This window comes from Flavobacterium amylolyticum, from assembly GCF_048284335.1.
In the GTDB taxonomy this organism is placed as follows: domain Bacteria; phylum Bacteroidota; class Bacteroidia; order Flavobacteriales; family Flavobacteriaceae; genus Flavobacterium.
In genome coordinates this window covers 1195928-1217513 of sequence record NZ_JBLVPG010000001.1, presented here as the reverse complement: position 1 = coordinate 1217513, position 21586 = coordinate 1195928, and the positions used below count along the sequence as shown (strand labels likewise).

The 21586-nt window shown below is 35.5% G+C and carries 15 protein-coding genes; 5 read left to right on the top strand and 10 right to left on the bottom strand.

All coding sequences use genetic code 11. The annotated features are described in order from the left end of the window. Nucleotides 1-104: 104 nt before the first annotated feature. The 4 genes from ACNQF9_RS05410 to ACNQF9_RS05395 form a co-directional block, all read right to left on the bottom strand. Nucleotides 105-851, bottom strand: coding sequence for a succinate dehydrogenase/fumarate reductase iron-sulfur subunit (locus ACNQF9_RS05410; protein WP_417959221.1), 747 nt, complete (start codon nucleotides 849-851; stop codon nucleotides 105-107). An 88-nt stretch (nucleotides 852-939) separates the two neighbouring features. After that, nucleotides 940-2940, bottom strand: coding sequence for a fumarate reductase/succinate dehydrogenase flavoprotein subunit (locus ACNQF9_RS05405; RefSeq protein WP_417989785.1), 2001 nt, complete (start codon nucleotides 2938-2940; stop codon nucleotides 940-942). Between the two features lie 12 nt (nucleotides 2941-2952). Continuing rightward, complete coding sequence (locus tag ACNQF9_RS05400) at nucleotides 2953-3618, bottom strand: succinate dehydrogenase cytochrome b subunit (RefSeq protein WP_417989784.1); 666 nt, start codon at nucleotides 3616-3618, stop codon at nucleotides 2953-2955. 380 nt (nucleotides 3619-3998) lie between these two features. Next, nucleotides 3999-5480 carry a helix-turn-helix domain-containing protein gene (locus ACNQF9_RS05395; protein WP_417989783.1) on the bottom strand — a complete coding sequence of 494 codons (1482 nt, stop codon included), beginning with the start codon at nucleotides 5478-5480 and terminating at the stop codon, nucleotides 3999-4001. 118 nt (nucleotides 5481-5598) lie between these two features. On the opposite strand from ACNQF9_RS05395, the gene aceB reads away from it, so the two are divergent. Continuing rightward, on the top strand, nucleotides 5599-7200 hold the full coding sequence (gene aceB, locus ACNQF9_RS05390) for a malate synthase A (protein WP_417989782.1): 1602 nt from the start codon (nucleotides 5599-5601) through the stop codon (nucleotides 7198-7200). A gap of 39 nt (nucleotides 7201-7239) precedes the next feature. Next, nucleotides 7240-8520 carry an isocitrate lyase gene (aceA, locus tag ACNQF9_RS05385; RefSeq protein WP_417989781.1) on the top strand — a complete coding sequence of 427 codons (1281 nt, stop codon included), beginning with the start codon at nucleotides 7240-7242 and terminating at the stop codon, nucleotides 8518-8520. Nucleotides 8521-8592: 72 nt separating this feature from the next. On the opposite strand, the gene ACNQF9_RS05380 is transcribed toward aceA, so the two are convergent. Further along, nucleotides 8593-11430: a WD40/YVTN/BNR-like repeat-containing protein gene (locus ACNQF9_RS05380; RefSeq protein WP_417989780.1), complete on the bottom strand. Its 2838-nt coding sequence runs from the start codon at nucleotides 11428-11430 to the stop codon at nucleotides 8593-8595. A gap of 205 nt (nucleotides 11431-11635) precedes the next feature. Here ACNQF9_RS05380 and ACNQF9_RS05375 point away from each other — a divergent pair, with 205 nt between their 5' ends. Together ACNQF9_RS05375 and ACNQF9_RS05370 are read left to right on the top strand one after the other, a co-directional pair. Then, nucleotides 11636-12928: an aminopeptidase P family protein gene (locus ACNQF9_RS05375; protein WP_417989779.1), complete on the top strand. Its 1293-nt coding sequence runs from the start codon at nucleotides 11636-11638 to the stop codon at nucleotides 12926-12928. Nucleotides 12929-13321: 393 nt separating this feature from the next. After that, nucleotides 13322-14122 carry a TIGR00266 family protein gene (locus tag ACNQF9_RS05370; protein ID WP_282744109.1) on the top strand — a complete coding sequence of 267 codons (801 nt, stop codon included), beginning with the start codon at nucleotides 13322-13324 and terminating at the stop codon, nucleotides 14120-14122. 78 nt (nucleotides 14123-14200) lie between these two features. On the opposite strand, the gene ACNQF9_RS05365 is transcribed toward ACNQF9_RS05370, so the two are convergent. Then, entirely contained in the window at nucleotides 14201-15406 is a 1206-nt protein-coding gene (locus ACNQF9_RS05365; RefSeq protein WP_417989778.1) for an AbiH family protein, read from the bottom strand. Between the two features lie 128 nt (nucleotides 15407-15534). On the opposite strand from ACNQF9_RS05365, the gene ACNQF9_RS05360 reads away from it, so the two are divergent. Then, nucleotides 15535-16317: an alpha/beta fold hydrolase gene (locus ACNQF9_RS05360; RefSeq protein WP_417989777.1), complete on the top strand. Its 783-nt coding sequence runs from the start codon at nucleotides 15535-15537 to the stop codon at nucleotides 16315-16317. On the opposite strand, the gene ACNQF9_RS05355 is transcribed toward ACNQF9_RS05360, so the two are convergent. The 4 genes from ACNQF9_RS05355 to ACNQF9_RS05340 all read right to left on the bottom strand — a co-directional run bounded on the left by ACNQF9_RS05355 (nucleotide 16314) and on the right by ACNQF9_RS05340 (nucleotide 21551). After that, complete coding sequence (locus ACNQF9_RS05355) at nucleotides 16314-16985, bottom strand: ATP-binding cassette domain-containing protein (RefSeq protein ID WP_417989776.1); 672 nt, start codon at nucleotides 16983-16985, stop codon at nucleotides 16314-16316. The two genes, ACNQF9_RS05360 and ACNQF9_RS05355, sit on opposite strands and share 4 nt — an antisense overlap. Continuing rightward, on the bottom strand, nucleotides 16982-17233 hold the full coding sequence (locus ACNQF9_RS05350; protein ID WP_417989775.1) for a hypothetical protein: 252 nt from the start codon (nucleotides 17231-17233) through the stop codon (nucleotides 16982-16984). The genes ACNQF9_RS05355 and ACNQF9_RS05350 overlap by 4 nt, the downstream gene beginning before the upstream one ends. A gap of 54 nt (nucleotides 17234-17287) precedes the next feature. Then, nucleotides 17288-20053 (bottom strand): PD-(D/E)XK nuclease family protein, encoded by a 2766-nt coding sequence (locus tag ACNQF9_RS05345; RefSeq protein ID WP_417959209.1) that lies wholly within the window; start codon nucleotides 20051-20053, stop codon nucleotides 17288-17290. A 64-nt stretch (nucleotides 20054-20117) separates the two neighbouring features. After that, nucleotides 20118-21551 (bottom strand): OmpA family protein, encoded by a 1434-nt coding sequence (locus ACNQF9_RS05340; RefSeq protein ID WP_417959208.1) that lies wholly within the window; start codon nucleotides 21549-21551, stop codon nucleotides 20118-20120. Nucleotides 21552-21586 lie beyond the last annotated feature (35 nt).

The window sequence follows — 21586 nt, the reverse complement described above, 5'->3', positions numbered from 1 at the left end:
TCATAAATTAACTATTTATTTATAAAAAAACGCATTCAACTTTGACATTGAATGCGTTTTAAATTATTTTTTAATCTTTAGAATCTAAAGTCTAAACAAACGTATTATCCTTTCAAACTTGCTGATAAATATTCTCTATTCATACGAGCAATATTCTCAAGAGATATTCCTTTTGGACATTCCACTTCACAAGCTCCAGTATTAGTACAATTACCAAAACCTTCCGCATCCATTTGGCTTACCATGTTCAAAACACGATCAGTAGCTTCAATTCTTCCTTGTGGTAACAACGCATATTGAGATACTTTTGCAGCAACAAATAACATTGCAGAGGAGTTTTTACAACTCGCAACACAAGCACCGCAACCAATACATGAAGCCGCATCAAAAGCATCATCAGCATCTTTCTTATTGATAGGAATCGTATTTGCATCGATGGTATTTCCGGATGTGTTTACAGATATAAATCCTCCAGCATGTTGAATCCTGTCAAAAGAACTTCTGTCAACCACTAAATCTCTAATTACAGGAAAAGCTTTTGCTCTGAATGGCTCAATAAAAATAGTATCACCATCCTTGAACATTCTCATGTGTAATTGACAAGTAGTAACACCTCTGTCTGGTCCATGAGCTTCACCATTGATGTACAAAGAACACATTCCGCAAATTCCTTCACGACAGTCGTGATCAAATGCAACAGGCTCATCTCCTTTCATGATTAATTCATCATTCAAAATGTCAAGCATTTCAAGGAATGACATATCAGGCTCAATATGATCTATAGGGTATTCAACTATTTTACCTTCTGCAGCGGCATTTTTCTGGCGCCATATTTTTAATGTAAGTTTCATATTTTTAGTTTGAAAGTCATAAAGTCGAAAGTCGAAAGTCGATTGACATGGAGCCACTAGACCTTGGGACGTTAGACATTAGACTAAATTATTTATAACTTCTTTGAACTAATTTCACGTTATCAAATACCAGCGGCTCTTTATGCAAAATCGCTTCGCTTGGTTTTCCAGTATATTCCCATGCTGCTACGTAAGCAAAATTCTCATCGTCACGTTGCGCTTCACCTTCTTCGGTTTGGTATTCTTCACGGAAATGTCCTCCACAAGATTCATTACGATGTAAAGCATCTTTAGCAAATAATTCTCCTAATTCAAGGAAATCTGCAACACGAGTCGCTTTTTCCAATTCTTGATTCAAACCATTCGCATCACCAGGAACTTTAACTTCTTTGTAGAACTCATCTCGCAAAGCAGCAATTTCTACAATTGCTTCGTTTAATCCTTTTATATTACGAGCCATACCCACTTTGTCCCACATAATTTTTCCTAATTTCTTATGGAAATAATCAACAGAATGTGTTCCTTTATTGTTCATGAATCTTTCGATCTGATCTTTTACTGCTTTTTCAGCAGCAACAAATTCTGGCAAATCTGTAGATATTGTTCCCATTTTAATATCCGGTGATAAGTAATCTCCAATAGTGTATGGCAATACAAAATACCCATCTGCTAAACCTTGCATTAATGCCGAAGCGCCAAGTCTGTTTGCTCCATGATCAGAAAAATTTGATTCTCCAATTGAGAAACAACCAGGAATAGTTGTTTGCAAGTTATAATCAACCCAAGTTCCTCCCATAGTGTAATGTACCGCTGGGTAAATCATCATTGGAGTTGCGTATGGGTTTTCATCTACGATTTTCTCATACATCTGAAACAAGTTACCATATTTATTGGCAACCACTTCTGTTCCTAATTTAATAACTAGTGCAATGTCTTTCTCGTCTAAATGCTTGATTCTAGCTTGATCAACTCCATATCTTTGAATAGCTGCAGCGAAATCTAAATAAACAGCTTCTCCTGTTTTATTTACTCCAAAACCAGCATCACATCTTTCTTTAGCAGCACGAGAAGCAATATCTCTAGGTACTAAATTTCCAAAAGCTGGGTATCTTCTCTCTAAATAATAATCTCTTTCTGCTTCAGATAAATCCGTTGGTTTCTTTTTCCCTTCACGAATTGCTTTAGCATCTTCTAGTTTTGCAGGAACCCAAATACGACCGTCATTACGCAATGATTCTGACATTAATGTCAATTTCGATTGGTGGTCTCCAGAAACTGGAATACAAGTTGGGTGAATTTGTGTGTAACAAGGATTTGCGAAGAACGCCCCTTTTTTGTGTATTTTCCAAGCTGCTGTAGCGTTGCTCCCCATCGCATTTGTAGAAAGGAAAAAAACATTTCCATACCCGCCAGAAGCAATAACAACAGCATGAGCTGAATGTCTTTCGATTTCTCCAGTAACTAAGTTACGAGCAATTATTCCTCTTGCTTTTCCGTTTACGATCACTAAATCCAGCATTTCGTGACGGTGGTGCATTTTTATTTTTCCACGACCTATCTGGCGATTCATTGCTGAATACGCTCCTAATAAAAGTTGTTGCCCTGTTTGCCCTTTTGCGTAAAAAGTTCTAGAAACCAATGTACCTCCAAAAGAACGGTTATCTAACAATCCCCCATATTCACGGGCCAATGGAACACCTTGTGCCACACACTGGTCAATAATATTGGTAGAAACTTCAGCTAAACGGTGCACGTTTGCCTCACGAGCACGATAATCGCCTCCTTTTACTGTATCATAAAATAAACGGAAAGTTGAATCTCCATCTCCTTGATAATTCTTAGCAGCATTGATTCCTCCTTGTGCAGCAATTGAGTGCGCACGACGTGGTGAATCTTGAAAACAAAATGCTTTTACGTTATATCCTAATTCTGCTAATGTTGCTGCAGCAGAACCTCCAGCAAGACCTGTACCAACTATAATTACATCTAAATTACGTTTGTTAGCAGGGTTTACTAAATTAATATGATCTTTATAATTTGTCCATTTGTCCGAAATTGGACCTGTAGGAATTTTTGAATCTAATGCCATTATAATTTAATATTAATGATTAAAATGATGAAATAATGCAATGAAAATGAAACCAAAAGGAACTACAATTGCAAAAGCATATCCTAATGTATGCAAAGATTTTGAATATTTGTTATTAAAACCTACAGACTGAAAGGAAGAATTGAAACCATGCCATAGGTGCAAAGACATCAATAAAAAAGACAAACTGTACAATCCTGTTCTAACGGGACTTTCAAATTTTTCTGCTAATTCATGAAAATATCTAGTTTCATTCAATGGATTAAATTCTACATATTTATATACCATTTCAGGAACCCAAAAATCGTAAAAATGCAAGGCTAAAAATGCTAAAACAACTGACCCGGAAACAATCATATTTCTTGAAGCCCAAGAAGAATTTGCCGCCCCATTGTTCTTTGCATATGCAATTGGTCTGGCACTTCGGTTTTTAAAATCCAAAACAAAACCCATAATAAAGTGAAAAACAACCCCCACAATAAGAATTGGCTGAATTACAAACTGAACTAATGGATTATTTCCCATAAAATGAGAAATCGAGTTGAAAGTGTTTTCACTAAACACTGATGTCATATTGATAAAAAAATGCTGTGCTAGAAACAACATCAAAAAAAGTCCTGAAAGTGCCATAGCTACTTTTTTTGCTATTGACGATTTCAATAATGCAGATTTTGCCATAAGATTTATATAATTTGTTTTAAAAAATTATACAAAAATAGAGCAATTTGACAGTAACTACAACCTTTGCGCTGTTATTTATAATGATTTTAAAGTGTTTTACGCAAATCCTCACACAATCCCTAAATATCAAACACAAATCTAGAAACGATGTAAAATTAGTGAAATAAAAAAATAAAAAAAGCTTAAATAAAAAAATAAAATAAACTAAAATCAACCTTACTATTCAAAAGCAAAAATAGTATTTAAGCACTCTGTATTAATAATTTATAAATCAATCTCCACATCTTTAATTACTCTCGTGCGAAATTAAAACGTTTAAAATATAATAAAAAGCACTTTCCAGACTAAAATTTCTTTTACCAAAACAGAACTCTATATTAACTGAATTTGGTCATATATTGCTGCACCATTAAATCTGTATTTTCGTTACGCAATTTTTGCTCTAACTGAATTGGAGGAGAAGCTCTTTCTAAACAATTCTTAACCGCACAGGTTTCACAAGTAACCCCGACAATCTGTTTTTTAATGGAGTCATTTTCCATAAACTTGAATTTTTTCTTTACCGCCGGAGTGATTAATATCCCTACCGAAATACTACGAATACAATCTACCTTAAACGGATCGGGTGTTGCGGATGAAAAAACAAGATATTCATTTTTACTGTTTTCATACTTGGAGATCTGCGCATCAAAAAAGTGGTTTTTCTTTTGTTTCAAAGATTCCTCGATCGTACGTATCGAAACCCATCTTCGACAGTAATGCTCATTCATTTCATTCGCGTGCGGTTCCTGCTGATTGGTAATGTGTAATTCCTTTTTTATTTGATAGGTATCCGTACCTATCTGATGGGACAATCGTAGGAAAAAGAGGTTTTTCAGCTGAAAATCTTTTGGCAAAATATTAGTCAGCCTTTGGTAGAACGATTCTGGCGAAACATTAAACCCGCTCATCAAAGCAACCATCTCCTGGGGTTTAGGGTCTGTTTTGGACAAAAATAAATTCAGTTCATCTATCAGTTTTTGCCTTGGAATAAGTAATGCGCCGGCAAAATACGAAGCGTAAAAATTATTCAGAACCTGATCAAAATTATCAAATTTAATCCAACTGAACGTGTATAGCCTTTCGGTAATTTCAAGATAATTATAGGCAATTTCTTTTGCCAAGATAAAAGCTTTCTGAGGTTCGTCAATATCTAATGAAAGCAGTAACGTTTTACTTTTTGGCACAAAAATCGATCTCAAGTCCCCCAATTGTTCTTGTTCCGAAAAAATAAGTTCTTTGATAGTATACCCATATTCCTCCATTAAGATTGCGGTTAATTCTTCGATAGAAATTTTGGCATCAACATTTACATGAAACGCTTTAGAAAACTGCAACACCTTCTGTTCTAAATCTTCAAAATAGTTGGTATGTGCTTCTTGGTACGAACGTAACGAAGCCAAAAAGAAACTCTCTCTTGTCAAATTATAATGCTGCGCAATTTCAATAATCGTACTGATAAACGCATTGACTTTTGCAGGAGCATTAGCAATAATATCGATAAGATCATTTTCCTGAATCCCAAAAATCTCCAGAGGTATCTCTTTCAGAATCCCAGATTTCAGGATTTCCCCAATGGGTGCCAGATTATTATCCAGTTTCAACGAAACCATATTGTCATAGGAAACATCCAGTTTTTCAGACAGCAAAATAATTTTATCCGTTTTAGGATATTTTTTTCCTTTTTCAATTTCGTTCAAATACGATTTTGAAAGGTCTGTGATTTTTGCTAAACCAAATAACGACAGATTCTTATTGGTTCGAGCCTGCTTCAGTTTTAATCCAAAAATTAACTTGATATAATCCTTTTCTATATTCATATCTCAAAGATATGCTAAAAAAATATTTTCGCCAAAAAAAATATTTTACATTTTTAGCGTACGTTCGCTTGTTTTATAAAAAACTTTTTGTAACATTGTCTTGTAAAACATTTTAACCATGAAAAATAGTATTGAAACAACCGAAAAATCGTTACAGTTTTCTAATGAAACTAAAGAGTATTATCCAGCAATTTTGACGGATGCCGCTACTGATTTAATAACGGAATTGCACCACAGATTCAATGACAAAAGACTTTTTCTATTAGACGAAAGAAAAAATCAACAGCAATTATTTGATGCAGGCGCGTTACCAACTTTTCCTTCTGAAACAAAAAGCATCCGAGAAAGTAATTGGGAAGCTGCAAAAACTCCAGAGGATTTATTAGACCGAAGAGTCGAAATAACCGGACCTGTCGATCGAAAAATGGTAATTAATGCACTGAATTCAGGTGCAAAAACGTTCATGGCTGATTTTGAAGACAGCACTTCTCCTACTTGGAGCAACTTAATGACGGGTCAACAAAATTTGAAAGACGCCGTGAATAAAACTATCACTGTTGAAGACACCGTAAAAAATAAAAAATACAGCCTAAATGACCAAACTGCCGTACTGATAGTTCGTCCAAGAGGATTGCATTTGCAAGAGAAAAATATTTTGATTGACGGAGAACAAACTTCGGGATCGCTAATTGACTTTGGGTTGTATGCTTTTCACAATTACAAGCAACTTATTGAAGACGGATCAGCTCCCTATTTTTACATTCCAAAACTGGAACATTATCTGGAAGCGAGATGGTGGAATGAAGTTTTCGAATTCACACAGGAATATTTAGGCGTAAAAAATGGGACATTCAAAGCCACGGTTTTAATCGAAACCATAACTGCCAGTTTTCAATTGGATGAAATCATTTTTGAATTAAAAGATCATATTGTAGGTCTTAATTGTGGACGATGGGACTACATCTTCTCGTACATCAAAAAACTAAGAAAAAATCCCGCTTATATTGTTCCAAACAGAGATCAGGTGACAATGACTGCGCCATTTATGAGTGCGTATTCCCAATTGGTGATTCAACGATGCCACAAACGCAACATACACGCAATTGGGGGAATGGCAGCACAAATTCCGATAAAAAACAACGAAGAAGCCAACAAAATAGCTTTCAACAAAGTAATAGCCGATAAAGAACGGGAAGTTAAAAATGGTCATGATGGCACTTGGGTTGCGCATCCGGATTTAGTTTCGCTTGCCATGACAGTATTCGATAAAAACATGCCGACTAAAAATCAGATTCATGTAAAAAGAGAAGACGTACACGTTACTGAAAGCGATTTACTCGAAACTCCAAAAGGTACTATTACTGAAGAAGGCGTTCGGAAAAACATCAGCATTACCGTTTTATATATCGCTTCATGGCTCAACGGACAAGGCGCAGCAGCGTTGCATAATTTAATGGAAGATGCTGCTACTGCAGAGATTTCGAGATCTCAATTGTGGCAATGGTTACAAAACGAAGTGGTTTTAGACAATCAAAAAGTGTTGAATGAAAAGTACTATCACCGACTGGCGATGGAAGAATTTGAGAAAATCAGAAAGCTTGTTGGAAACGAAAATCATGAAAAAAATAAATACAGACTGGCGGAGCAATTATTAGACATTCTGGTCGTAAACGACAATTTTATCGAGTTTTTGACCATTCCCGGTTACAAATACATTTAAAAAAAATTGCAATATCTATTAACAAACAACCAAAAAAAAATGAAAACTACAGAAACAAGAATTCAAGAATTAGTTACTGACTGGATTACGAACCCCAGATGGAATGGCATTGAGCGACCTTACACTGCTGAAGAAGTGGTGAAATTGCAAGGTTCTTATCAAATAGAACATAGTGTTGCCAGAATTGGAGCCAATACTTTATGGAACAAACTAAATGCTCAGGATTTTGTAGCCGGACTTGGCGCGCTAACCGGAAACCAAGCCATTCAAGAAGTAGAAGCAGGATTAGATGCGATTTATTTGAGCGGTTGGCAGGTAGCTGCTGACGCAAATGTAGCCGGCGAAATGTATCCTGACCAATCTTTATATCCTGCTAATAGTGTTCCATTGGTTGTAAAACGTATCAATAATGCGCTATTGAGAGCAGACCAAATACAAGTGGTTAACGGAACCGCTGACAAAAAAGAATATCTGGTTCCTATCGTTGCAGATGCCGAAGCCGGTTTTGGAGGAAACCTGAATGCTTTCGAATTAATGAAAGCGATGATTGAAGCGGGGGCTGCCGGAGTTCACTTTGAAGATCAATTGAGTTCTGCCAAAAAATGTGGTCACTTAGGTGGAAAAGTTTTGGTTCCTACACAAGAAGCCATCAACAAATTGATTGCGGCACGTTTAGCAGCTGATGTAATGGGAACACCAACACTGATTGTTGCTCGCACCGATGCAGATGCTGCCAACTTACTAACTAGTGATATTGACCCACGAGATGCAAAATTTATCACCGGTGAAAAAACTGGAGAAGGTTTTTTCTATGTAAATTGTGGTGTGGAACAAGGAATTGACAGAGGATTGAGTTATGCACCTTATGCTGATTTAATTTGGATGGAAACCAGCAATCCAGATCTTGATTACGCAAGAAAATTTGCCGAAGGAATTCATGCGAAATTCCCGGGAAAAATGTTGGCTTATAATTGTTCCCCTTCTTTCAACTGGGCTGCCAAATTATCCGTTGCCGAAATGGAAACGTTCAGAGAAGATCTTGCCGCTATGGGATACAAATTCCAATTCATCACATTAGCCGGATTCCACGCATTGAATACTAGTATGTTCGAATTGTCTAAAGCCTACAAAGAAAGAGGAATGGCAGGCTATTCTGAATTACAGGAAAGAGAATTTGCTTTACAAAAATACGGTTTCAAAGCCGTAAAACATCAAGGCTTCGTAGGGACTTCTTATTTTGATGCGGTACAAAACACCGTGACAATCGGAAAATCTTCAACCACTGCCATGAAAGATTCTACAGAAGTAGCACAGTTTTAGAAAAGTAACATCCATAAAAAAACACGATTTCATCTGAAATCGTGTTTTTTGTTTTTAAAATAAAAGATCCGTTTATTTCGATTCTATAATTTCAAGATCCGTAACGACTTTCTGTTTTCCTTTTTGAATACTGATTGTATTGACTGAAACCGGAAGGTAAAATTTACCATTTTTAGCTGGTTCTAATTTTAATTTTTTATCTTTCTTTTTCCAATTATCTGCTGTTGCTTTCGTTATCGAAAGATCATAAACCTGCTTGTTCAATCCTTTTACGGCTTGCACTTTCTGAGAATAAACGACTTCTTTGAAGCTGTTTTCAATTTGTAAAAGCACCTCCGATTCCTCATTCAAATAATACCAAATCTCTGCTTTTGGTTCTGAAGCCTTAGCCCAAGAACTCCAGCTGTTGCCCCATTCTCTTGATTTTTTTATCTTTTTAAGTTCAAAAACATGAAGATTTTCTGCTATAATTTTATCATTCAATTGTTGCAGTTGATCCAAATTGACTTTATAAATAGAACGACCATGAGTTCCCACCACTAAATCTTTTGCTTTCTTTTGAATCACAGCATCGTGAACCGCAACGTTTGGAATTCCGCTAGAAAAATCATCCCAGCTCGTTCCTTTATTTAACGAAACATACAATCCGTTATCCGTTCCCAGATACAAAACATTCTCGTTGACATTATCTTCCACAATTACATTCACTGGACTTGTTGGCACATTATTGGCTAAATTTTTCCAGGTTTGACCAAAATCATCTGACACATACACATAACTAGTGAAATCATCATTTCGATAGCCGTTTAAAGTCGCATACACTCTTTCTTTCTTGTGTGCCGAAGCTACAACTCTGGAAATCCATCGGTTTTGAGGTAAATTTCCGGAAATTTTGTTCCAAGTCGCACCGCCATCTTTCGAAACATGAATTAATCCATCATCACTTCCGGTATAAAGCAAACCAAACTGCAATGGGCTTTCACTAACAACAGCAAGTGTTCCAAAAGCGACATTGCCTTCTTTCACTCCTTGCGTCAAATCAGGCGAAATAGTAGTCCACGTTTGTCCTTGATTCATCGATCTATGCAAGAAATTAGATCCCATGTATAAAATATCTTGGTTGTGCGAAGACAACAAAATAGGCGTTTGCCAATTGAATCGAAATGGTTTTTCGTCCTTTTTTGGCTTTGGCGAAACATACTCCCGTTTGTTATTGGCGCGATCAATTCGGTAATAATTTCCAAATTGAAACCCTGTAAAAACAATATTAGAATTCCTTTTGTCGATTTGAGTTTGCATTCCGTCTCCTCCCATCAAATTTTCGTACGGATATTTTCCGGTTTGATACCATTCTGAAGAGTATTTATAATCACTTGGTCCAACCCAAACCCCGTTATCTTGCATCCCGCCATAGATATTATACGGTTCCTGCTCATCGACATTCACCGCATAAAACTGACTTACTGAATGTGAATTACTTTTTACCCAATGCACTCCATCATCATACGAAATATTCAACCCGCCGTCATTTCCATTAATTAAATGCCCGGATTTATTTGGGTTCACCCAAACGACGTGATGATCTGCGTGAACATTCTCTTCGCTTATGGAGGTGAATGTTTTTCCGCCATTATTTGATTTTATAATGGGCACACCCGACAAATAAATTTTATTGACATCGTTTGGATCAACAGAAATAACACTGAAATAATACCCGTATGAATAAAAGAAATCATCAATAAAATCTTGATGGGTCTTCGTCCAGTTTTTTCCTCCGTTACTTGATTTGTATACTTCAGCTCCAATAACTTCTGTTTCCGCTAAACTATTTATCGCATCCAAAACTACTTTGGCAGCTTCATTCGGTTGCAAATATCCGTTTTGAACCCAGTGTTTTATATTTTCGGCTCTATATTTTTCGGTTAATCCATAATTCTTTAAAATAGAATTCAAACTTTTATTGGGTAATTTCAAGAATTCATCTCCCGGCACAGAAAATGCAGCCGGTAACGAATTACTTTTTTGGGTTCCTAACGGTCTTTTAAATTGGTTATCCAAAATAGCGTACACGTGATTATCATCATACACCGCTAAACCAATTCTCCCAACACCTTCGCCAACAGGAAATCCGCTTTCGGCAGTCGAAAAAAGTTTCCATGTCAATCCCGCATCTTCACTTTTATAAATTCCCGAAGTAGCGCCGCTCCCTATAAAATCCCACGCTTTCCTGTCTTTACTCCAAGAAGCCGCAAATTGAACCTTGAAGTTTTTTGGCGAAACAGCCACATCTATAATTCCGGTTTCATCGTCTATATAAAGTGTTTTATTCCACGTTTTCCCGCCATTTGTCGTTTTGAAAATTCCTCGTTCTTCATTTTTAGAATACAAATGACCCACTGCGCCCACTACAACCTCCTCAGGATTTGATGGATTTATCAGAATTCTGCTGATGTGATGGCTGTCGTGCAATCCCATATTTTGCCAAGTCTTTCCTTTGTCATCTGATTTCAAAACTCCAATTCCGGCGTAAGAAGATCGAGACGAATTTACTTCCCCAGTTCCTACCCAAATCGTTCCTCGTTTCCAGTCTATCGCGATATCACCTACATTTTGCGTAGGCGCCGCATCCATAACCGGCGAAAAACTCATTCCGTTATTATTCGTGTACCAAAGGCCGCCCGAAGCGTAACCCACATAAAACTCAGTAGGATTTTCCGGATTTACATCTACATCCACCACTCTGCCACTCATCACCGTTGGTCCCACATTTTCGAAAGCAACATGCTGAAAAAGAGATTGTTTCTCCATTGTTTTTTTGGCTTCCAAGGCTTGCTGAATTGCTTCAGTAGAAACTTGTCCCCAAGAGATGCTTTGTAGAATAAGGGCCGAAAAGAGTACTATTTTTTTCATGTAAATTGATTTGAATTGGAAAATTAATCATAAAAATAGTTATCTGAAAATTTTATAGTGTAATTAACATCCGTTTCTCTCAAAGTTACTATTTTTGAATATTCAATATAACAACTGAATTGTTATCAAATGAGCGTAGCGAGAAACGATTTCAAAACCAACACTAGCGCTCTGCGAATAACACTTGACCCATAAAAATCAACACATGAAATACCATCAAATTGACCGAGATTTATTTATAAAAAACAGAGCAAAGTTTATGGCTCAGATGAAGCCAAATAGCGTTGCCATTTTCAATTCTAATGATATTTATCCCGTTTCTGCAGATAGTACGTTGCCATTTGCACAACACCGTGACATCTTTTATTTGAGCGGAGTCGATCAGGAAGAAAGCATTTTATTGCTTTTCCCGGATGCGCCTTACGAGCACCAAAGAGAAATGGTATTCTTGAAAGAAACCAGCGAACACATTGCTATTTGGGAAGGTGAAAAACTGACTAAAGAGCGTGCTTATGAAGTAACAGGTATCAGAACTGTGTATTGGCTACAGGAATTTGAAAAAGTTTTATTCGAAATAATGACGCATGCGGATACCATTTACATCAATACCAACGAGCATTATCGCGCTACTGTAGAAACTGAAACGCGTGAAGCCCGTTTTGTAAAATGGTGGAAAGAGAAATATCCGGCACATGCTGTCGCAAAAAGTAATCCAATATTACAACGCCTTCGTTCTGTAAAAGAAACTGAAGAATTGGATTTAATCCAAAAAGCCTGTACTATTACGGAACTTGGTTTTAGAAGATTATTACCTTTTGTGAAACCAAACGTAACCGAATACGAAATCGAAGCCGAGTTGATTCACGAATTTGTTCGGAACCGTTCCAGAGGTTTTGCCTACACGCCAATTATCGCTTCCGGGAACAATGCCAACGTGTTGCACTACATCGAAAACAACCAACAATGCAAAGCCGGTGATTTAATTTTACTGGATGTAGCAGCCGAATATGCCAACTATTCGAGTGACATGACGCGTACCATTCCAGTTTCAGGAACGTATACCAAAAGACAAAAAGAAGTGTACAATGCCGTTTTACGTGTAAAAAATGAAGCAACCAAAATGCTGACAACAGGAACACTTTGGAAACAATACCATATCGAAGTGGGGAAATTAATGACTTCAGAATTACTAGGTTTGGGGCTTATTGACACAGCCGACGTACAAAACGAAAAGCCAGAATGGCCCGCATATAAAAAATATTTTATGCACGGAACATCGCACCACATGGGATTAGACACGCACGATTACGGAATCCTGACCAAGCCCATGCAAGCCAACATGGTGTTCACCGTAGAGCCTGGAATTTACATCCCTGCCGAAGGTTTCGGAATCCGTCTGGAAGACAACATTATCGTTCAGGAAAGTGGCGAACCATTCAACATGATGCGCAACATCCCAATTGAAGTGGACGAAATCGAAGAATTAATGAACAGTTAGTTCCATAAAACATACAACCAAATCGGTTTACAGCAATGTGAACCGATTTTTTTTTGGGCGCAACCCAGCCTCCGTAAACTCCGGCTGCGTCGGGCTATTCGCTGCAAGTCCTCGTCTCGTCAAAAAGACAAGACTGTGAGCTTTCCACTATTATCCCTTGCGCGCTACAACGAGAAAATCTGTAATTCCAAAACACGAATTCCAAAATTCATGGTAAAGCTGTAACTTTATAATCACCCTTCCGACTTATTTAAAACAACAACTATTTTTTAAAACATATACAATATGTAATTTAAACCATTAAGTAATTAAGAAAAATTAAGCTCTGATTCTTAATGAAACTTAATTCCTTAATGTAAAAATTTTTAAATAAAAACTTAAAACACAGAAATCATGCAAGCACACGAAATAGACTACCACATTTACGGCGAGGAAATGCAATATGTGGAAATAGAATTAGACCCACAGGAAATTGTAATTGCCGAGGCAGGAAGTTTTATGATGATGGACAATAATATCCAAATGGAAACCATTTTTGGAGACGGTTCCGAACAAGAAAACGGATTGTTCGGTAAACTTTTAAGCGCAGGAAAAAGAGTTCTGACAGGCGAAAGTCTTTTTATGACAGCGTTCATCAATCAAAACAATACCAAAAGCAAAGTTTCATTTGCATCGCCTTATCCAGGGAAAATTATCCCAATTGACTTAACACAATTTGGCGGAAAATTCATTTGCCAGAAAGACGCTTTCCTTTGCGCTGCCAAAGGTGTTTCTGTTGGAATCGAATTCTCTAAAAAACTCGGTCGTGGATTGTTTGGTGGAGAAGGTTTCATCATGCAAAAAATTGAAGGCGACGGTCTGGCGTTTGTACATACCGGCGGAACATTGGCAAAAAAAGAATTAGCAGCAGGCGAAATCCTAAAAGTGGACACCGGTTGCATCGTAGGTTTTACCAAAGATGTTGATTATGATATTGAGTTTATTGGCGGCATCAAAAATTCTATTTTTGGAGGCGAAGGTTTGTTTTACGCCACGCTTCGCGGTCCGGGAACAGTTTATGTACAATCCTTGCCTTTCAGCCGACTTGCGGACAGAATCATAGCATCTGCACCAAGAGCAGGCGGAAACAGTCGTGACGAAGGTAGTTTATTAGGTGGATTAGGGAGTTTGCTTGATGGAGATAGACGATTTTAGTATGTAATTTAAACTTTCCATTTCTCGAAATAGCAAAATAATAACGGCTTTCAAAAATGGAAGCCGTTATTGTTTTTATTAAGAGAAACCATGACTTTTTATATAAGTCTCTCTATTGAATTCTTTAGTAATATTTTCAATATTTAATTTAACAAAATAGAGTCTTCCAACCTTATTCATTTCTATAATAACATTCTTATCGATAATATTAAATAAATTTTTTAATTTATTCTCTCTATCATGATCATTCTGATAAAATACACATATTTTAGCTTTTTCATTCTTATCAAAATCAAGAAATTTAAATAAATCTTTAATATATTCTCTATCAGATTCGTCTAAAGAATGTCCAATTATATAAAAAACCGCTTCATTAAGTCGATTTGTTCTGTCTAAAGGAATTTTAATGAATTTTTTATTAGAGTTTTTCTTTATTCTCTGATAATATTTAGCAAAATCATATGCTTTGGCTAATTTAACATCTTCAGGAATTTCACTGACTCCAAAAACTAAATTTTGAATTTCGCTATTTTCATGCATTTCGCCATGTAAATAAACCACTTTTGACTTATCAATACCATAAAATTTTTCTAAGGTTGGTGTATAATTAAAAGTATATATTTCATTGATTAAATGAAAAGGAATAATTTGATCATGTGATTTATTTTCATAAAATACAGCTAATACATCAATAAGATATTGATTAAAAATAATTATAAAACTCTCAAATGAACTTGACAAATCACGCAATACATGCCCGATTTTAATACCTAATCTCCTTTTATCTAAATACACATCAGGAATACTAAAAAGTTCTTTATCATCATATTTATGCTCAATTATTCCAAATAAACAAAAATCAGAATAATTTATTGGCACATCTCTATAATTATTAATTTTTTTAAATTGGGGGGTTTCTGATTTAAGTAAAATTGATAATTGTTTCAAAACATTTTCAACTTCAACCTCAAAATCAATCCAGGTTTCTATCTCTATTACATTTTTAAAATATTTGTACCATAAATTATTATGTAATGAAACTTTCAAATCATTAATTTTATCTACTTCAAATTTAAATTCAGCAACTTTATAATTTTCAACTATTAACTTGTAATCAATCTGATTTTCATCTTTAAAAAACGAGCCAAATAAATCTTCAAATGAGATGTCTTTTGAAAAATTATTTCCCTCAATAGTTTTCATTATCGACATAAAATGTCCATACTTTGTTGGCAAATGATGAAATAAATCAAATCCATTTCCTGTAATTAAAATTTTGGCCATATTTATAAATTGCTTTTCTCAAATATACTATTTTTAATAAAATTGTTTACAGGAATTGCTTACAGGAACTTATATTTCTTAAATAGTTAAAAAAATAAAATGCTACTTTTGTAGACTAAATTTCCATTTTGAAACAAATTCTCTTTAAAAACACTAACATCTCCTATTCCGATACCGGGAAAGGAACCGCTATTGTCTTGCTTCATGGTTTCTTGGAAAACAAAGGCATGTGGGATTATTATATTCCGGAGTTTGCTAAAAAAAATCGCGTCATTACTATTGATTTATTGGGACATGGCGAAACGGAATGTTTGAGTTACGTGCAAACGATGGAAGATAATGCCGATGCCGTTCACGCAGTTTTATCGGAATTGCGCATCCGGAAAGCCATTTTTGTCGGGCATTCTATGGGCGGCTATGTTGCTTTGGCTTTCGCCGAATTGTATCCTGACACCATAAAAGGATTGGTTTTATTAAACTCAACGGCTAGAGCCGACAGCGCCGAAAGAAAAGTAAATCGGGACAGAGCCATTAAAGCGGTAAAACAATCTTTTATGAATTTTGTTTCACTTTCTATCGCTAATTTATTCAGCGAATCTAACAGAGAACGACTTTCATCAGAAATTGAAAGCGTAAAAAAAGAAGCTTTAAAAACACCGCTGCAAGGAATCGTTGCGTCACTGGAAGGAATGAAAATAAGACACGATCGGGAAGTGTTGTTGCACCTTACACCCTATCCAAAATTATTAATTCTGGGCGAAAAAGATCCTGTTTTAAATTACGAAGAAACCAAAGAACAGATAGAAAACACTGCAGTAAAACTGGTGACTTTTCCGGACGGACACATGAGTCATATTGAAAACCAGGACCAATTATTGATTGTATTGTTGGCTTTTTTTAAAAGCATCTAAATCATTCCTGATTTCAAATACCCTTTTTCAACCAATTCGCTTTTGTCTTTCAAGTGGTGCATTTTTCCTTCTTTCATTAACGCTAGTTTTGTGGAAACCTTAATCACATTTTCATAATTATGATCCGTGATAATAATACCTTTTACACTGGACATTTCTGTAATTAATTCATTTATTTTTTCAATCATTATGGGCGACAAACCATTGTAAGGCTCGTCCAGCAAAACAAATTTTGACGTATTATTCAGGATTAATTTAATTTCTAAATACCGTAATTCTCCGCCCGACAAATGCTTTATTTTTTTATCTAACATCGATTGAATCATTTCATCGGCATAAAATTCCTGCAATTTATCTTTGGTAATGGACAATAGAATAGTCTTTTTTATCGAAAATGAATTTGGAATAAAATTATCCTGAGGCAAATAACTGATTTCATTTAGCAACTCATTGGTTTTTGATTTCACGACGCCATCGACCCGAACAAATTTAAAATCGGCAGTTACAATTCCAAAAATGATTTTCAATAAGGTCGATTTTCCAGAACCATTTCTTCCTAAAACACCAATGATATCTGTGGTTTCACATTTCAAATACACATCGGAAACTATGATTTTTCCATCATATTGTTTTTGAACACTGTCTACTTCTAAAATATTTTTAGTCATACGAGTTTCAGTACTACATTAATGAATAAAATCAGCACCATCGAAAAAACAAAATTCATCAGAAAACCATACACAAACAATTGCATTTTTGAAATTCCGTTGTTGTAATAAAACAGGTATTCATTTTTTGCATTTACTTCTTTTATCAAAATACTGATGAAGAAACCAAAAATAATAAGCACATATTTGAAGGTTTCAAATCCTCCAAAAATCCATGCCAAAGCGCTTATTGACACGTTTATCGTCAAAGTGCTTTTGTAAAATTCAAAGATGTTGGCTAATTTTCTAATTGTGAATTCTATTTAAATTATTTTCTCTTCAAAAGGAATACTCTCGTCTAAAATTTCGCTCAATAAAAGAACCATTTGTTCTAAATAATTACTCAAAATTTCTTCATTTATAATCGAGTTCATTTCTTTGTCTTCTTTAAAATTAAACGGAAGAAAACCTGCCTTTAAATTCTTAAAAGAAATAATTCCCGCTTCAATTGGCTTACCTTTAGCTTCATGCTCATACATGTAAGCATACGCCAGTACCTGGATAATTTTATCGCTTTTAATATCTTCAGTCAGTCCTTTCCAAGATTTCAACGTGACACTTGCTTTCTCTACTTTACCCGTTTTGTAATCGATAATTCGAATGATTCCGTTACGCTCTTCAATTCGGTCTACATTTCCTCTTATCAATACCGGAAAAGGTAAATTAGGATGATTTAAAGTACGTTCAAATGTTTGTTCCAAAGCTAGAATTTTTATCGCATCGCCGCTCTTAATACTTTCCAGTTCGACTTTCAAGAAATTCGAAACATTACGTTTGGCGACTTCAAACGCCAATAAATTTCTTCCTTTTTTGATTTCGCCTTCTTTGTACACCAATTTGAATTGCTTCAAAACCTCAGCGTCAATTTGTTTGAAACAATTTAAAATAGCACTTTCCGAAATAAATTTATCAATGAATGGTTCGTATAAAACCTTCAACGTTTCGTGAATAATCGTTCCCAGCGTATTCAAGGCAATATTTTCTTCGACTTCTTCGACTTCACTGATGCGCAAAATCTTCTGGAAATAAAACTGAATCGGATTTCGGATATAACTCGTCAATGCCGATGGCGAAAAACCTTTTTCAGCAATCTCTTTCAATCGTACCATCACACTTTCGGATTTTGGAATTACCATCGGCTGATACGCCGTTTCTGGTAAAACTGCATTGTAGATTTCGTGCGTTAGTATATGATTTTTTTGCTTTTCGACTTCCAATTGCGTTATGAATCGGCTTTTTTCTCCCGCGTCTAAACCTTCACTTTCGGTATTATACAGTAAATAAATGTTTTTGGCACGTTGTAATAAATGATAAAAGTGATACGTATAAATAGCGTCTTTTTCTTTGAAAGTCGGCAATCCTAATTCGCGTTTCACATCATATGGAATAAAGGAATTTTGTGATTTCCCCGCCGGGAATTTCCCTTCATTCATTGAAGTGACAATAACGGTATCAAAATCCAAAACACGACTTTCTAACACGCCCATAATCTGCAAACCATTCAACGGTTCGCCTTCAAAAGAAACTTCTGCCAAATCAATTACTTGTTTGTAAATCGCATAAAGTGTTTCTATTTTATCAATGTGTTCATGCTTCGAATAATAATTAATTAGTTTATTAATGACTTTAAAAATGGCAAAAACAAAAGACTTCGTAACTTTTTCTTCTTCGTTATCGTTGCTTAAATTTTTTTTTATCGTTTGCAATAATGTAGAAATCGTTTCTAATACCGGAATAGAACCATTTTCCCATTTTTGAAATAGCAACAGAAACAACTCGCTTGGAATTGCATTCAATTCCATCAATTTATGATGGGTGATAAATGTGTAATTATTTTGATTAATGATTTTAACTAATACATTCGTACTTGCATACGGCTCCACCAAAGGATGCGTCAAAATATCCAAAACATCTTTGTAATACAACACATAGCTTTTGGCATTTCTAGACAATGCATTCGTATGCATTTTGAATAATTTAGCAATCAAAATCTGTGCTGGATTGTTCTTGCTCGAATACCCCATCGTTATATTCAAAGCCCCAACAGTTGACGGCAATGAATACAAAAGCGGAACCAAAAGATTTTCTTCACCAAGAACAATCGCCACTTTATCAAGTTTCCCTTCCGGATTTGTATTGATGACATTTTCAATGATACTTCCGGCTATTTTGGCCTGACCAATTGTTTTGGGTGTACCAATTACCTGAATGTTTTTAGTCTGTGAAAAATCATCTACAATCCACTCAAACGGATGCTGTTTGTAATGCTTCCAGGTTTCTTTGAAACGGCGTACAAACAGTCCTGCATCGTGATACGGATCGTTTAGAAAGGTTTGGTCTACATCCCAATATATTTTGGCCTGATCAGAAGCGATAAGATGCTGGATTATTTTTTCTTCGGCAGCATTCAACGCATTAAAACCGGCAAAGACAAATTGTTTGTCTTTGACAGAATCTATAAAATGATCCATATTTTTTACGGCTTCCCGATAAATAAGCCCTTGATATCCGATTCCTTTGTTCAGTAAATGAGTATAAAGGGATTGATAATAATTAGGAAGTAACTTCCAAAAATCAATATATTTCTCTAACAAAGCAGTTTTATTTTCGACTTCAATTCCCCATTTTTTGATATCTTCAATATCCTTCAAATACGAAAGAACATGAAGTGGTTCTAATAAATAGCGGTCTATTTCATTGAAGTCCTGTAATAGTGTTTTGGCCCAATTGGCAAACAATTCAAAGGATTGTTGGTTTGCTTTATCAGTAATAGACAAATAAACATCGTAGAATTCAAATAATAATTCTATAGGATCTATAGCTCGGATACCAGCTATGTTTTGAACAAAATCTTCAATACTTATAATTTCTGGAGAAAGAATATTAGTGCTAACTTGATTTCTCAACGCTTCAATCAGAAATATTTTGGCTCGTTTATTTGGTAAAACTACAATGGTATTCGAAAGATTCTCTAAATAATTTTCAATTAAAACCGAAGCTATTTTATCTAAAAAAGAAATATTTGTCATTTTATAAAAATAAAAAAAACGCCCCGATAAATCGAGGCGTTTTCTAAAAAAATTTTGAAGAAAATTATTTTTGCAAAATAACTTCTGTTCTTCTATTTTTTGCTTTACCAGCAGCAGTTTTGTTTGTTTCAACCGGAGTTCCTTCACCAAAACCAATAGCGTTTAAATTCTCAGCTTTAATACCTCTTTCTAACAAAGCATCTCTAACAACGTTAGCTCTATCTTCAGAAAGTTTTTGATTGAAAGCATCTGAACCATCACTATCTGTATGTCCTTCTACACTGAATTTAGCATTAGGATAATTTTTAAGGATGTTTGCCATTGCATCTAATCTAGCTGGAACATCTCCAACTTTGAAAGTAGCTTTACCTGAATTAAAATAGATTGCTCTAGCTTGAATTTTAAGATTGTCTAAAGCTTCAGTAGTTACTTCAGGACATCCTCTGTTGCTAGCTGGACCAGCTACAGTAGGACAATCGTCATCTTTATCTAAAACACCATCTCCATCAGTATCTGGCCATGGACATCCGCCATTTTCTTTAGGACCTGCAACTGTAGGACATTTGTCATCTTTATCAGCGATTCCATCTCCGTCAGCATCTGGACAACCATTTAATGCAGCAAGACCAAAAACAGTAGGACAAGCATCATTTTTATCAGCTACTCCATCTCCATCTGTATCAGGACATCCGTTTAATGCAGCTAATCCAAAATCATTTGGACATTCGTCAGCACTATCTTGAATTCCATCTCCATCAGTATCAGGACAACCATTGAATTCTTTTAAACCTGCAACTTCAGGACAAGCATCATCTTTATCATAAATTCCGTCGCCATCAGTATCTTTTCCACCAAATTTGAAGATAAGACCTGCTGAATGTTGAAAATGTGATGGTGCATCTGGAACACCAGCTGCATCTTCTCTATCTCCAAAAGATTTTTTATATCTTGTAGAAAGTTCTAGTCCAACATTTTCAGTAAACCATAATGTTAAACCAGCACCCGGATTTAAAGTTCCGTAACTGCTATCGCCAAAGAAAGTGTAACCTCCACCAACAGATAAAGACGGATCAATTATTTTTGAGTTAATCAAGCTCATAAAACTGTACTTGATAGTTGCATCCACACCGTAATACATTAAATCTCCAGGATTAGAAACTACATATCCACGAGAATCATGACCAACAGCATTTGGAGCAAATCTCACATACTTATCAATTTTGTTAACCGAACCAGAAAGTCCGAATGAGAAATTATCCCCTACATATCTAGATACACTAAGGTATGATACTGAAGGAAGAACATTCCAATTGTTTTTAACGTCAAATGGTTGAGAAAAATGGCGGTCTGCCCAATTTCTTCCTCCCCCAGCACTAGTTCTAGTGTCAACGGCATTAACTCCAAAAGAGATAGCCCATGGATTGTTACTGTCTTGTGCGTGAGAGCTTAAACCCATCACCATCATCACAGCAACTAAAATTTTGTTAAGATGTTTCATACTTAATTTTTTTAATTACAATTTAGTTAATTAGA

What these genes read in the sequence shown, in the direction of transcription:
- ACNQF9_RS05410 (WP_417959221.1), bottom strand. Translation starts at nt 851, where the DNA reads ATGAAACTTACATTAAAAATATGGCGCCAGAAAAATGCCGCTGCAGAA.
- ACNQF9_RS05405 (WP_417989785.1), bottom strand. Translation starts at nt 2,940, where the DNA reads ATGGCATTAGATTCAAAAATTCCTACAGGTCCAATTTCGGACAAATGG.
- ACNQF9_RS05400 (WP_417989784.1), bottom strand. Translation starts at nt 3,618, where the DNA reads ATGGCAAAATCTGCATTATTGAAATCGTCAATAGCAAAAAAAGTAGCT.
- ACNQF9_RS05395 (WP_417989783.1), bottom strand. Translation starts at nt 5,480, where the DNA reads ATGAATATAGAAAAGGATTATATCAAGTTAATTTTTGGATTAAAACTG.
- aceB (WP_417989782.1), top strand. Translation starts at nt 5,599, where the DNA reads ATGAAAAATAGTATTGAAACAACCGAAAAATCGTTACAGTTTTCTAAT.
- aceA (WP_417989781.1), top strand. Translation starts at nt 7,240, where the DNA reads ATGAAAACTACAGAAACAAGAATTCAAGAATTAGTTACTGACTGGATT.
- ACNQF9_RS05380 (WP_417989780.1), bottom strand. Translation starts at nt 11,430, where the DNA reads ATGAAAAAAATAGTACTCTTTTCGGCCCTTATTCTACAAAGCATCTCT.
- ACNQF9_RS05375 (WP_417989779.1), top strand. Translation starts at nt 11,636, where the DNA reads ATGAAATACCATCAAATTGACCGAGATTTATTTATAAAAAACAGAGCA.
- ACNQF9_RS05370 (WP_282744109.1), top strand. Translation starts at nt 13,322, where the DNA reads ATGCAAGCACACGAAATAGACTACCACATTTACGGCGAGGAAATGCAA.
- ACNQF9_RS05365 (WP_417989778.1), bottom strand. Translation starts at nt 15,406, where the DNA reads ATGGCCAAAATTTTAATTACAGGAAATGGATTTGATTTATTTCATCAT.
- ACNQF9_RS05355 (WP_417989776.1), bottom strand. Translation starts at nt 16,985, where the DNA reads ATGACTAAAAATATTTTAGAAGTAGACAGTGTTCAAAAACAATATGAT.
- ACNQF9_RS05345 (WP_417959209.1), bottom strand. Translation starts at nt 20,053, where the DNA reads ATGACAAATATTTCTTTTTTAGATAAAATAGCTTCGGTTTTAATTGAA.
- ACNQF9_RS05340 (WP_417959208.1), bottom strand. Translation starts at nt 21,551, where the DNA reads ATGAAACATCTTAACAAAATTTTAGTTGCTGTGATGATGGTGATGGGT.